The sequence below is a fragment of the Streptomyces africanus genome, assembly GCF_002150735.1.
Lineage (GTDB): Bacteria > Actinomycetota > Actinomycetes > Streptomycetales > Streptomycetaceae > Streptomyces > Streptomyces africanus.
Genome location: NZ_MUKA01000373.1, coordinates 1 through 11,529 on the forward strand (window position 1 = coordinate 1; position 11,529 = coordinate 11,529).

The following is an 11,529-nucleotide window of genomic DNA, read 5'->3' on the forward strand; positions in this document are numbered from 1 at the left end:
CCCACGGCCCCGCCACCCTTCCCACACCCGGTGGCGGGGCCGACCCACACCCCAGAGGAGGAGCCCCCGCCCATGAGCACACGCCCCCTCGCCATCGGAGACACCATCCACGGCTACGCCCAAGGCGCCTTCGGACGCGACCACTACCACTGCGTCCGCATCGAATCCGTAGGACCCGACTGGATCGTCGCCCGCCCCCACCCTGACCACCCCGACGCCGAACACCACGGGCCATCCTTCGTCGCCGGACGCCGCGACCTCGAACTCTGCATCCAAGCCCGCGACGAACCCTGCCCCACCTGCATCCTCAACGACACAGAACCCCGCCTCACGGCCTACGAAGGGCCCCGCTGAGCCCGGGGACCGGTCCGGTCCGTGTTCGCGCGCGTGAGGCGCCTTGAAGGAGCTTGTGATGCCTGATCTGTACGGCTGGGTTTTCGAGCGGATCGAGGAGCGTGAGGCGGCTGCGAGGAACCATCAGCAGCCGTGTGGGGAGTGGGAGTACGACTGGCTGGTCAAGGAGGTGCGGGACCTAGGTAACGCGGGCACGGTGGCGTCTGTGCCCAGGCTGGGCACGGGTGAGTTCATTGCCCTGAACGACCCCGAGTCGGTGCTGCGCCGATGCGCGGCGGACCGGAAGCTGCTCGAGCGTCATCGGCCGCAGCAGGACGGGAGCCCCTTCCCGGACAGCATGCAGTGCCGGACGTGCAGCGAGGATGGTGGGGACGGCTACCAGTATCTCGTTCCGGCCCCGTGCCCGACGCTGCGGGATCTGGCGGAGGGGTACGGCTGGACGGGCGAGTAGCCGCGCAAGTTACCGACTAGTTCGGATGCCACCTGCGGAAACGCGGCACTCCACGGCCCGGTCAGTCGATGTACGAGCCGTCCCGCCGCGTCAAATGCCGGGACCGGAAGTGCTTGCACTGCGGGCAATGCGACGCCGTCCCCCGCTTCAACACCCAACTGATCCCGGCCGTGCATAGGTGCATGAACCCCACCGTCCAGTCCTGGCCCATCCTGACGAACCCGGGCAACAGGCACGTACGGCAGTCACGGCAACCCGCCATCATCAATCCCCCCTCGGATCAAGGGCCACAGAGTACGCGGCACGGGGAAGGCTGTGGGGGAGAGGGGAGGTGATCCCATGCCGGGACGAAGGCACACCGGCTTCAAGAGCAAGAAGCAGTGGCGCCTGTTCTTCGCATCGCCGAGGCTGCGCCGCTACGCCCATCAGAAGGCGCACGCCACGAAGGGCGGGCCCGTGACCCGCTACCGCCGTCTACCGCTGCGCAAGGGCGTCCGCCGACGCTGACGAACCCTGCGAGCCCCCGCCCACCCAACTCTCCCCATCTCGGTCCCAGCGCAGCCGGTCACTCGGATCCCCGTACTCTGGATCATTCTCCTGGCAGACCTCGCAGAAGGCGCCGTGCTCCTCCTCATCCCCATGCGGTTTGAGGTCGCAGACGGCCATCCCGTGCGCATGCCGCAGCGTCGCACCACAGAAGCTCACGGCCGGACTCCGTAGATCACGGCCCGGTCCAACTCCGAGTCCGTGGCCTCGACATCAGCCCGATGCCCGCAACCCAGCCACGCCACATGGCCAAGGACGTCCCGGCTTCCGTGGGACCCGAGGCAGGCCAGGCACTGCTTCACCACCACATCCTGCGGCTCCTGCCCACACACCAGACAGTTGGCGACGCCGAGGCCACGTTCCTGCAAGGCCTTCGTGTCGTGGCAGTACCAAGCCCACTGTGACAGCGGGACGATGACGGGCTGCTCTGTAGCGGGCATGCCCCCATTCTCCCGCCTCACGCCGCCTTCGGCTGCCCCCCGTCGTCCTCCTCGCCCTCCGGCTCTTCCTCGCCCTCGGGAGCCCCCTCGTCAGGCTCCTCGTCGTCCTCCTGGCCCGGGCGGCCACCGAACGGGTCGCCAGCCGGTATCGGCTGCGCCGAGGCCTTGTCGTCCCGGATCCGGGCGACCTCCTCTGCGACCTGGTCGTCGTCCCACTCCGGGTGCACGGTCTTCACCTTCATCCACGTGGAGATCGCCCCCGCGGACTCCAACAGCGACAGGGTGCGCGCTGTGGCCTCCGGATCGGGCTGGACGGCCTGCGGCCACGACGCCGTCAGTTCCACCGTCGGGTCCACACCCTTCGCCCCGCAGTGCGTGACATCCACGTACAGCATGGTGGTGAGGACGTCGAGGAGCGCCGGCCGCTGGTACAGGATCTTCAGCCCGCGGGTGGTCAGCGACTGCTTCTCCCGCGCCGCGACCTCGGTAGCGGTCACGGCCACGTTGCCCTCATCGCCGAACGACTGGGCGGAGTACCCGGCGCTCGAGAGGATCTGATGCCGCAGCGCCCCCACGGTCCGCTCATGCTCCTCCACACGGATCGCGAACTGAGTCGCCGTGATCGCCGACCCGGAAGCATCGTCAAGCATGTTCAGCTGCACGAACACCTCACGGTCCAGGTCGAACACCCCACCCTGCCCCGGCCCGTCCGTCTCCAGCATCGACTGCGGCAGCATGATCCGCGCCTTACCCAGACGCAGATCACGCATCCACGACGTCCACGCTTCGTCCAGGGAGCCCATCAGCGACTCCACACCCGCAAAGTCGCTACGCCCGAACGGCTTCGCCCCCGGCAGGTGATCCCACACCCGGTTCGGCCCCACATTCGGCATGTAGGAGATCAGCATCCGGTCAATGCCCGTCTCCACGATGCCGGCCTCGTTCACCCGCCCAACGAGCTCCTGCGTCTCCGGATGGTCTGCCAGGGCCATCAGCATGCCGAGGGTGTCCCCATCCCCCCGGAACAGCCCGTACTCGATGGTGCCGGGCTCGTGGCGCTCCAGGAGCCGCCACACCTCACCCGACCCGTGTACGGGGTCCAGCTCCCGCCACACCGTCGCCGCCGCAAGCATCCCCCACCGCCACTCCGGCACCACCGCATCCGGGCTGAGGACGTCCATCCACGGCCGCGGCCGCAACGCGACGTCCCACACCACCCGCACATACACACCCGACAGCGCTGCGGCCATCTCCGCGCCCTCACGCAGCGTCGAATGCCCATAGTCGTCCAGGTAGCGTTTGATCTGATCCTGCGTCGCCACCAGACCCGCAGCATCCTCCGCGGAGTCCGCATCCACCGTCACCGTCGGAATGTCCGACCACAGCAGATTCGCGCTGAGCTCGGCGATGTCCGAAGCGATCGGCACGTGCAGCTTTGACGCCGACTGGCCCGGCGTCACCGGCTCACCCCAGAACATCCGCGCCAGACCACCGATGATCCCGCCACGGAACTGGGACGGCTTGTTCAGGTCGAAGAACTGCTGCGCTGCGTGGTTCTGCACGTAGGCCCCAGGCCCGCCGTACACCTGCGCCAGGTGGGAGGTGTCACCCGAGTACCAGGCCCGCCACACATCCATATCGGCGAAAGGCTCGGCGAACTGGACGGGCGGCCACGGGGTCTTACCGGACGGCGGCAGCGGCATAACGGTGTCTCCTTCGACAGGGTTGGGGGTTAGGCGGCGAGGGCGAGGTGCCGCTGCCACAAGGCACGAGTGGTGAAGATCCCGTAGCGCAGGGCGTCCACCCCGTGGTCGGCGACCTTCAAGGGCTGCTCGATACCGCGGAGGGCGGCCTGGTCGTCCCACGAGTAGCCGCCGATCTCCTGGATCAGCGCCTTACACGACTCGTGGACCAGGAGCTTGTTCGAGGCGAGGACGCTCGAGACGGTGCGGATCCCGTCCATCACGTCGTTCTTCGCCGGCGTCGGGGTGAGCTTGTCCCGCCGCAGCTGGGCGGTGAAGCTCGCCGCGGACGGGTCGACGGTGACGAACTGCGGCCGCACTGCGCCAATCCCGGGCACCTCGTTGAGCCAGCCCCGAAGCCGCTCGCTGTACTCGGTGTCGGTGAGCTGCTTGCGGGTCTGTCGGGCCTCGTACCGCCACTCCGCCGCCGCATACAGCTTCCGGTCCCGGCCCAGACCGAGCAGCACCGCATGGAACGGGTTCGACGTGCCGTAGTCCACCCCGAGGCTGATCCACTTGTGGATGCCCTCCGGCGGCAGGTCGGTGACGATGTGCCGGTCCCGGTCCCACGCGTCGTAGATCGCACCCTCCGCCGCCACCCACTCCCCGAGGATGAACCGCCGGTAGAACAGGCCCTCGTGCATCGCCTTGATGTCGGCGACATAGTCCGGGTCCAGGAACGGATTGTCGTCGATCGTGAAGCTGAACCGGCGCAGCGGCTTCTTGCCCTCCTGCGACAACCAGTCCCGCATGAACCAGTGCGCAGGATTGTCCGGGTTGGTCGTGCAGAACAGCTGCGCGCCCCGCACCGACATGCGGCCCAAGAGCTGCTCGAAGAACACCTGCGGCACCAGCGTCACCTCGTCGACGTAGCAGCCAGCGAGGGTCATACCGCGGATCTTCGGTTCGCTCTTGGCGTCGTTCGCGCCGATGACGTGCACCATCCGCCCGAGGATCGTCGCGGTAGGCGCACCGGGCGTGTAGTGGACGTGCCGCGCCGCCTCCCCGAACAACGCCGGGTCCTGGAGCGGCAAGAACAGGTTGCGGTGGATGGTCTGCGACGTCTTGCCGATGATGGCCAGCTCGCCGGTCGTCGGCGCTTGCGACACGAAGATCAGCCACTTCAACAGGGAAGCGATCGTCTTCCCCGACCGGATCGCACCCTCCCAACAGCAGATCTTCACCGTCGACTCAGCGACAGACCGGATCTGCTTCCGGGACAGGGGCAGCGACTCCAGAGTGGCGGTCACGGTCAGCCCTCGCCGGCCTGCTCGGTCTCCGCAGCCTCACGCTCGTCATCCTCACGTGAGTACCGGGCCAGCGCCTCACCCAGCGACCCCAGCATGGACTTCGCCGAGTCCAGGTTTGACGACTCCTGCTCCGGAATCAGCTTCATCACGCGGTCGATCGCCGTCGCCGCCGTCGACATCAGCGCACGCTTCTCCGCCGCTGGCGCCTCCGGGAACTCGTGCTCCTCGTATGTGTTGTGGGCGCCGCCGAAGGAGTACACGGTCGTCGGCTCCCAAAGCTGGGCGCGCAGCTTCTCCGCATCCGACAGCAGGTCCTCGGCCAGCAGCGACTTCCGCTCCGCAATGTCCGCCAGCCGCGCTTTCGTCGCGGCCTCGATCTTCGACCGGTCAAAGGTCAGACCGAGGAACTCTGCCGTGCGGGACACCATCACCGGGGCGCGGCCGATCTCGCGGGCGATCCGGTTCCTGCCGTAGCCGAGAGCGTGCAGTTCGCGGATCTGGTCGTGGTACTCCTCGGGAAGCGGGGCATCAGACATCAGGCAGTCCTTTGGGCGGGGACACGGATACGGGTGCCGGCGCGGGCGCGCTGTCGGAGCAGCACCGGCAGCGAGGGGCCACGGGTACGCCAGTTGGGATGCCAGGGGATGAGGCTGCACCGGCAGTGCGGATGGCGTGGAGGGCCGGGGATCGACGTGAGGAACACGGTGCGGGCCGGGTCCGTGGACAGGCCGCCGGGGAAGTGGCCGCCTGGGCGGATGGAGCGGCCCGCGTAGGCGACGCACGCCGGGCAGGCCCCGGGCTCGGCCACCCACAGCATCCGCACCCCCGGCCCGAGGTAGCGGGCCACGACGAGGGCGGCGTTGGCGGCCGCGGAGGTGATGGCGACCGCGACCCCGGCGGTGATGCGGGAGACAGCCCGACGGGCCCGGGAGAACGCGGCCTTCACCCCGGCGATCCCATAGGCGGTCAGACCGGCTGTGGTGAGCAGCGCCAGGGCGTGAGTGTGTTCTTCCTGCACGGCGGCCGGGATCGCCCCTGCGGCGCGGTCGGCTACGGCTCCGGTCTCTGGGGGGATGTCGGGCGGGGGAACGCCACGCAGGAGAGCGGTGATCCTGGAGGCGTGCTGGATTCCGAGAGCGGCCGCGGTGTAGGCGGCTTGCTGCGCCTCACGCATGGCGTAGGCGCCCTGGCCGTAGAAGGCGGCCTCAAGGCTCTTGCGGATGTGCTCGATGAGTGCCTTCAGGTCCGCGGGTGCGGGGAGCGCTCGAGTGGCAGTGGTGGAGAGCATCCAGCGGTGGACGGCGTCCGACTCTGCCGTAGCGAGGGCTCGGGCCAGGGGTCGTGCCGCAGCGGCCGCGTAGCGCTGCTCGAGGCCGCGGAGTTGGGCGGGCTGTCGCTGTGCGAGGTCGGCGATGTTCGCGGTGGTCTCGGCCACTCCCACCACCCCCAGTTCCTTGGATTCAAAGGTGTTCTTGCTTTCTAGCCTTTGATTGTGCAGCATAGTCCCCAGGTTTGGGTTAGCATCCATGCCAGACGTGCGCGGACAAGGCGCCGCACACACGCACGTCCGGCAGCCCAAGGAGGCTCTGAGATGTCGACCCCCGCCCAGCCCGACAGCACCGCGACGGACCCGAGCAACCAGCCCGGCACCCCGACCACGCCCGAGGGCAACGCACCGACTCCGCCAGAGCCGGCCGCACCCGCAACACCCCCCGCCACTCCCGATCCGGCCAGCGAGCCGCCGACCGAACCGAAGGCCAAGGCGCCCAAGTTCGAGGGCGAGTTCGACCCCGCCCGGTTCGAGAAGCTCGTCGAGAACCTCCGCGGCGACGTCGAAGCCCAGAAGCAGAAGACGGCCGCAGCGGAACAGAGGGCCCAAGAGCAGCAGGCCGACCTCCTCAAGAAGGTCGCAGCCGCCTTCGGACTCGAGACGGGCGAGGAGAAGCCGCCCACCCCCGAAGAACTCACCAAGCAGCTTACGGACGCGCAGGCCCGGACCAAGGAGTTCGAGGACGCCGCCCGTCAGACCCAGGTGGAGCTCGCTGTCTACAAGACGGCCGGGAAGCACGGCGGAGACCCGGACGCACTCCTGGACTCCCGAGGCTTCGCCAACGCGATCGCCAAGCTCGACCCCACCTCCGACTCATTCGCAGCCGAGGTGGAGAAGGCGGTCAAGGCTGCGGTGGAGACGAACCCGAAGCTCGCGGCGAAGAAGCCCGAGCCGGCCAAGCCCCAGGTTCCCGCCGGGGGCGCGCCGATGGACGGAGCCCCGGGTGGCAAGCGGCAGCTGGGTGCGGAGGATGTCAAGCGGATGACACCCGATCAAATCGACAAGGCCGTCAAGGAAGGGCGTCTCAACGCCTATCTGGGACGGTCGTAGGCCACTAGGAGCCTCCGTTGTCCATCCAGAACTTCAAGCCCGAGATCTGGTCCGCCCAGCTCCTCGTGGCCCTGCGCAACAGCCTCGTCTACGCCCAGCCGCAGCTCGTCAACCGCAACTACGAGGGCGAGATCACCTCCCGCGGCCAGTCGGTGCACATCACCACCATCGGCGACCCGACCATCTTCGACTACGACGCGGGTGACACCCTCAACTACGAGGACGTCGAGACCGCGGGCACGGACCTGGTCATCGACCAGGCCAAGGCCTTTGCGTTCAAGCTCGACGACGTCGACAAGGCGCAGGCCCTCCTCAACCCGATGGCGCAGATGGCGCAGAACGCCGCCTACGGGCTGCGCGACAAGGCCGACGCCTACGTCGCCTCCCTCTACACGGGCGTCGCCGCCGCCAACGCGATCGGCTCCACCGGCTCCCCGGTCGACATCCACACCGCGCCGACGGCCGCCTACGACAACGTCCTGGTGCCCCTGCGTACCCGGCTCGACCGGGCCAACGTCCCCACCGAGGGCCGCTACGTCGTCGCCTCCCCCGAGTTCGAGGGCCAGCTCCTGCGCGATGACCGGTTCGTCCGCGTCGACGCCTCCGGCACCTCCGAAGGCCTGCGCAACGGCATGGTCGGCCGCGCCGCCGGATTCGACATCCTCAAGAGCAACAACACCCCCAACCCCAGTGGGGACACGCAGGTCATCCAGGCCGGCTACCCGGGCGCGATCACCTACGCCGAGCAGATTTTGGAGACCGAGGCGCTGCGCCTGGAGTCCACCATCGCCGACGCCATCCGCGGCCTGCACGTCTACGGCGCCAAGCTCCTGCGGCCGACCGGTATCGCCGTCGCCTTCATCGACCCCGCCTAAGCCCTCCCAGGGCACTGAACCTCTTCGTGCGCTGATCCCCTAGGAGGACTCGTCATGGCGCGCACCGCCGTCAGCTACAGCAACCTCGTCCCCAACGGAGGCCTCGCCGCCCCCGCTGGGACCACCATCGACGCCACCCTCGTCACCAACGGCGTCGTCATCGAGAACGTCGACCCCGAGCGCACCCTGCTCCGCGTGACGAACTCCGCCGCCTCGGCGAAGAACGTCACCGTCCGCACCGGTTCCGGTACCCAGTCGTGGATGGCCGGCCAGGGCGACCTCACCGTCCAGCTCGCCGCCAACACGGGCCACCAGTTCATCGGCCCGTTCACGAGCGCCCGCTTCCAGCAGACCGGCTCCAAGCTGTACGTCGACTTCGAGGCCGGCACCACCGGCACGATCACCGTCTTCAAGCTGCCGAAGGCGTACTGAGCATGGCGGCCCGCGAGTACATCGGAACGGGTGGGCTGAAGCTCACCCTTGAGGATCCGCTGTCGCCGGAGATGGCCAAGCAGGTCGCTGCTGGTCACCTGGTCCCAGTCGACGGGAAGACCGCGGACGTGGAGGCCGGGGACAAGTCCCTGGTCGTCGTGCACGGCTCCGAAGCCGACACCGTCAACCGGGTCGGTGACCACCGGCCCGCCCCCGGCACCAAGCCGGACGATGACGCGCTGCCGGGCGAGTGGGCCACCTACGCGGTCCGGCTCGGCCTCAACGCCACCCAGGCCTCCACTCTGACGGTCACCCAGCTGCGGGAGTGGGTGGACGCCCACGAGGAGGCGCTCGGCGAAGGGCAGGACGCTCCGGTCGCGAACGCCGCCGCCGAGTCCCCGGCCACCCCGGCACGGGACCTGCCCGACCGTCCCGCGAAGAACGCACCCGTCGCCGAGTGGCGGCAGTACGTCATCGCGCTCGGCATGGACCCCGACGAGGCCAAGGACGCCACCAAGGCCGACTGCCAGGACTACGCGCAGGTCGCCGAGGACGCCCGCATGAGCGTGCAGCCTAGCGAAGACGACGAGACGGGGGAGTAGGGGCCGATGGCATACGCGACGATCAGCGACCTCGAGGCGTGGCTCGCCCCCGAGCCCGCCCCCGCGAACGCGCACCGGCTCCTCGAAGAGGCCTCAGACGCGATCGACGGGGCGCTGACCGGCGCGGTGTACAACCCCAACGACCCAGACGTCCTCGACATCCTGCGCCGGGCCTGTGTACGTCAGGTCCACTGGATGATGGACCGCGGCGACGAGACCGGCGCGCAGAACGACCTCCAGTCCATGTCCGCCGGGTCCCGCTCGTTCACACGCCGCACCGTCGGTGAGGGCGCAGGAGCCGCACCGAAGATCGCCCCCCGGGCTGTCGACGTGCTGCGCAACTCCGGACTGCTCACCATGCAGCCCTGGGTGGTGGGCTGATGCCCGGGCCGATCGGACGCCAGACCATCACCATCCTCCTGGCCGCTCTGGTGGACGGCGACTACAACACCCAGGTCCGCGACTGGGACCACCCGCAGCGCATCCCCATCAGCGGCTGCACCGTCGACTACACGTCGAACTCCCGGGTGCGGCAGGCCGGCGACCAGACCACCACCCGCGCACAGCTGCTGATGCCCCCACGGGCCATGCAGATCACCACCGGGATGCGGGTGGAGTGGGACGGCCGCACCTGGGACATCGACGGAGTCCCGGCCCACGCCGAGGCTGCGGGTCCGCTGTCCGGGCAGGTCGTCAACCTGCTGGAGGTGAAGGGCGCATGAGCAGCGAAGTGTTCGTCGACGTCCAGCTCGACGAGGACGCCATCCACAACCTCCCGCACAGCCGGGCGGTGCAGGCCGACCTCGAACAGCGCATGGACCGCGTCGCCCAGGTCGCCCAAGCGATCGCCCCCGTCGACACCGGCCGCTACAAGGCATCCATCCACCGCGTCCCCGAACCGGGCCCGGACGGCGAGGTCCACGTCGACGCCAACGTGCACTACGCGATCTACGTGGAGCACGGCACCCGGCAGACCGACCGGGCAGGACGGGCCATCCACCCGCCCCGCTACACCCTCTCGACCGCTCTCGACGCTGCTGGGGGCGACCACTAGTGAAGGAGTACCGCCATGGCTGACCCGGCAGAGCTGGTCACCCTCGAGTTGACGTTCTGGTACAAGGGCAAGGTCCCCGGCGACCGCGTCCAGGTCCGCCGCGACGAAGTCCGCTCCTGGTACGGCTTCGCCAAGCTCGTCGACGACGTGGAGCCGGCCAAGGCCGACGAGACCGCCGACACGGGCGCGCAGAAGACCCCGGAGCCCGCCGACACGAGCCCGGCCGCCAAGACCACCACCCCGGCAAGCAAGACCAAGCAGGCCTGACACCCATGGCCACGCCGGTGCAGCTCCCCGACGGCAAGCAGATCGCTATCGACCTGCTGCAATCCATCCTCGGCATGTCCGCCCTCGTCGTGGGTGAACTGCCCGAGGGTGAGGAGTTCGACCGGCTGCTGGCCCAGTACGGCGGCATCGTGCGGATCATCCGCATCGGCGGCCTCGCTGATCTGCGGGGCTGGTCCGATCCTTCTGCCAGGGACCAGCCCCGCTTCTCCGTCGACTGCTACGCCCCCGCCAAACCCGCCCTGGGCGCGGCGATGCGACTGGCGCTCCGGGTGCGCGGCGAGTGGGAGATGCTTCCCGGCCGCTCCACCCCGGACGGCATCGTCACCGGCACCTCAGAGGAGACCGGACCTCAAGACCGGCCCGAGGAACCCAACACAGGGGTTCGCCGGGTCGGCATGACCCTGGGGATGAGCGTGCGCCCACCCCGAACAACGAGCTAGGAGGCCCGTCGTGGGCAACGCTGACAACGTCAAGATTGGTGTCAAGGGCAAGGCCTACGTGGCGCCCGTCGGCACCACCTTCCCCACCAGCCCGAGCGTCGCCTGGGGCACCGGCTGGGTCGACCTCGGCTACATGCACCCCGACGGTCTCGAGGAGGCCCTCGGCGAGGACCGCACCGAAATCCCCGCCTGGGGTGAAGAGGCTCCCGTCAAGACCCGCATCAAGTCCCGCGACGGCTCCTTCAAGATGACCTTCTTGGAGACCACGGCAGAGCTGCTCCAGCTGTACTACGCGGTCGAAGCCTCCGACATGACCAGCACGCCCGCCGTCACCGGCCCGCCCGCCGTACCGCAGTTCCTCAGCTTCGGCACCGGCCAGGCCTCCCCCGGGATCGAGCGGGCCCTGGGTATCGACATCATCGAGGGCGACGAGATCGAACGCATCATGATCGCCCGCGTCGACGTCTCCGACCGCGGCAACCGCAAGCGCTCCGCCGACGACGCCAGCTCCTTCGAGCTGACGTTCAAGCCCCTCGCTGCCCCCTCCGGCGGCCAGGCCGTCCAGCGGTTCATCACCAACGTCACCCTCACCACCCCGTAACCCCCCGATCTGGTGGCCCGCTCGCGCTCACATCCCTGGGCGGGGGCGGCGCCAGCGGGCCACCAGATCGGGGG

17 protein-coding genes are annotated in these 11,529 nt (G+C 69.0%); 13 read left to right on the forward strand and 4 right to left on the reverse strand.

All coding sequences use genetic code 11. The features are described from left to right. Positions 1–72: 72 nt before the first annotated feature. From CCL05_RS36395 to CCL05_RS45405, 3 genes are all read left to right on the forward strand, one after another. The gene (locus tag CCL05_RS36395) at positions 73–354 is read left to right on the forward strand and encodes a hypothetical protein (protein WP_086564917.1); all 282 of its coding nucleotides are present in this window, start codon (positions 73–75) and stop codon (positions 352–354) included. A 58-nt stretch (positions 355–412) separates the two neighbouring features. Next, entirely contained in the window at positions 413–805 is a 393-nt protein-coding gene (locus tag CCL05_RS36400; protein ID WP_086564918.1) for a DUF6221 family protein, read from the forward strand. Between the two features lie 339 nt (positions 806–1,144). Further along, positions 1,145–1,312 carry a hypothetical protein gene (locus CCL05_RS45405; RefSeq protein ID WP_167409683.1) on the forward strand — a complete coding sequence of 56 codons (168 nt, stop codon included), beginning with the start codon at positions 1,145–1,147 and terminating at the stop codon, positions 1,310–1,312. A gap of 496 nt (positions 1,313–1,808) precedes the next feature. Here CCL05_RS45405 and CCL05_RS36420 read toward each other — a convergent pair whose 3' ends face one another. From CCL05_RS36420 to CCL05_RS36435, 4 genes are read right to left on the reverse strand one after another with little or no spacing between them, the layout of a single operon-like run. After that, entirely contained in the window at positions 1,809–3,494 is a 1,686-nt protein-coding gene (locus CCL05_RS36420) for a hypothetical protein (protein WP_086564922.1), read from the reverse strand. A 29-nt stretch (positions 3,495–3,523) separates the two neighbouring features. Next, positions 3,524–4,783 (reverse strand): PBSX family phage terminase large subunit, encoded by a 1,260-nt coding sequence (locus CCL05_RS36425; protein ID WP_244204523.1) that lies wholly within the window; start codon positions 4,781–4,783, stop codon positions 3,524–3,526. Between the two features lie 2 nt (positions 4,784–4,785). Next, positions 4,786–5,319, reverse strand: a complete 534-nt coding sequence (locus CCL05_RS36430) for a hypothetical protein (protein WP_086564923.1) — start codon at positions 5,317–5,319, stop codon at positions 4,786–4,788. Further along, positions 5,319–6,218 (reverse strand): hypothetical protein, encoded by a 900-nt coding sequence (locus tag CCL05_RS36435; protein ID WP_086564935.1) that lies wholly within the window; start codon positions 6,216–6,218, stop codon positions 5,319–5,321. Before CCL05_RS36435 ends, CCL05_RS36430 begins: the two co-directional genes overlap by 1 nt. Positions 6,219–6,374: 156 nt before the next feature. On the opposite strand from CCL05_RS36435, the gene CCL05_RS36440 reads away from it, so the two are divergent. Genes CCL05_RS36440 through CCL05_RS36485 form a run of 10 tightly spaced genes read left to right on the forward strand, consistent with a single transcriptional unit; the run spans position 6,375 to position 11,455 of the window. Then, positions 6,375–7,163 (forward strand): hypothetical protein, encoded by a 789-nt coding sequence (locus CCL05_RS36440; RefSeq protein WP_086564924.1) that lies wholly within the window; start codon positions 6,375–6,377, stop codon positions 7,161–7,163. A gap of 17 nt (positions 7,164–7,180) precedes the next feature. After that, the gene (locus CCL05_RS36445; RefSeq protein ID WP_086564925.1) at positions 7,181–8,038 is read left to right on the forward strand and encodes a phage major capsid protein; all 858 of its coding nucleotides are present in this window, start codon (positions 7,181–7,183) and stop codon (positions 8,036–8,038) included. 54 nt (positions 8,039–8,092) lie between these two features. After that, complete coding sequence (locus tag CCL05_RS36450; protein ID WP_086564926.1) at positions 8,093–8,470, forward strand: hypothetical protein; 378 nt, start codon at positions 8,093–8,095, stop codon at positions 8,468–8,470. 2 nt (positions 8,471–8,472) lie between these two features. Beyond that, positions 8,473–9,072 carry a hypothetical protein gene (locus CCL05_RS36455; protein ID WP_086564927.1) on the forward strand — a complete coding sequence of 200 codons (600 nt, stop codon included), beginning with the start codon at positions 8,473–8,475 and terminating at the stop codon, positions 9,070–9,072. 6 nt (positions 9,073–9,078) lie between these two features. Beyond that, entirely contained in the window at positions 9,079–9,453 is a 375-nt protein-coding gene (locus tag CCL05_RS36460) for a head-tail connector protein (RefSeq protein WP_086564928.1), read from the forward strand. Beyond that, entirely contained in the window at positions 9,453–9,794 is a 342-nt protein-coding gene (locus tag CCL05_RS36465) for a head-tail adaptor protein (protein ID WP_086564929.1), read from the forward strand. The genes CCL05_RS36460 and CCL05_RS36465 overlap by 1 nt, the downstream gene beginning before the upstream one ends. Next, entirely contained in the window at positions 9,791–10,126 is a 336-nt protein-coding gene (locus CCL05_RS36470; protein WP_086564930.1) for an HK97 gp10 family phage protein, read from the forward strand. The genes CCL05_RS36465 and CCL05_RS36470 overlap by 4 nt, the downstream gene beginning before the upstream one ends. Positions 10,127–10,141: 15 nt before the next feature. Beyond that, complete coding sequence (locus CCL05_RS36475; protein WP_086564931.1) at positions 10,142–10,393, forward strand: hypothetical protein; 252 nt, start codon at positions 10,142–10,144, stop codon at positions 10,391–10,393. 5 nt (positions 10,394–10,398) lie between these two features. Then, positions 10,399–10,854, forward strand: a complete 456-nt coding sequence (locus CCL05_RS36480) for a hypothetical protein (protein ID WP_086564932.1) — start codon at positions 10,399–10,401, stop codon at positions 10,852–10,854. Between the two features lie 10 nt (positions 10,855–10,864). Then, positions 10,865–11,455 carry a phage tail tube protein gene (locus tag CCL05_RS36485; RefSeq protein WP_086564933.1) on the forward strand — a complete coding sequence of 197 codons (591 nt, stop codon included), beginning with the start codon at positions 10,865–10,867 and terminating at the stop codon, positions 11,453–11,455. Positions 11,456–11,529: the final 74 nt, after the last annotated feature.

What these genes read in the sequence shown, in the direction of transcription:
- CCL05_RS36395 (WP_086564917.1), top strand. Translation starts at nt 73, where the DNA reads ATGAGCACACGCCCCCTCGCCATCGGAGACACCATCCACGGCTACGCC.
- CCL05_RS36400 (WP_086564918.1), top strand. Translation starts at nt 413, where the DNA reads ATGCCTGATCTGTACGGCTGGGTTTTCGAGCGGATCGAGGAGCGTGAG.
- CCL05_RS45405 (WP_167409683.1), top strand. Translation starts at nt 1,145, where the DNA reads ATGCCGGGACGAAGGCACACCGGCTTCAAGAGCAAGAAGCAGTGGCGC.
- CCL05_RS36420 (WP_086564922.1), bottom strand. Translation starts at nt 3,494, where the DNA reads ATGCCGCTGCCGCCGTCCGGTAAGACCCCGTGGCCGCCCGTCCAGTTC.
- CCL05_RS36430 (WP_086564923.1), bottom strand. Translation starts at nt 5,319, where the DNA reads ATGTCTGATGCCCCGCTTCCCGAGGAGTACCACGACCAGATCCGCGAA.
- CCL05_RS36440 (WP_086564924.1), top strand. Translation starts at nt 6,375, where the DNA reads ATGTCGACCCCCGCCCAGCCCGACAGCACCGCGACGGACCCGAGCAAC.
- CCL05_RS36450 (WP_086564926.1), top strand. Translation starts at nt 8,093, where the DNA reads ATGGCGCGCACCGCCGTCAGCTACAGCAACCTCGTCCCCAACGGAGGC.
- CCL05_RS36455 (WP_086564927.1), top strand. Translation starts at nt 8,473, where the DNA reads ATGGCGGCCCGCGAGTACATCGGAACGGGTGGGCTGAAGCTCACCCTT.
- CCL05_RS36460 (WP_086564928.1), top strand. Translation starts at nt 9,079, where the DNA reads ATGGCATACGCGACGATCAGCGACCTCGAGGCGTGGCTCGCCCCCGAG.
- CCL05_RS36465 (WP_086564929.1), top strand. Translation starts at nt 9,453, where the DNA reads ATGCCCGGGCCGATCGGACGCCAGACCATCACCATCCTCCTGGCCGCT.
- CCL05_RS36470 (WP_086564930.1), top strand. Translation starts at nt 9,791, where the DNA reads ATGAGCAGCGAAGTGTTCGTCGACGTCCAGCTCGACGAGGACGCCATC.
- CCL05_RS36475 (WP_086564931.1), top strand. Translation starts at nt 10,142, where the DNA reads ATGGCTGACCCGGCAGAGCTGGTCACCCTCGAGTTGACGTTCTGGTAC.
- CCL05_RS36480 (WP_086564932.1), top strand. Translation starts at nt 10,399, where the DNA reads ATGGCCACGCCGGTGCAGCTCCCCGACGGCAAGCAGATCGCTATCGAC.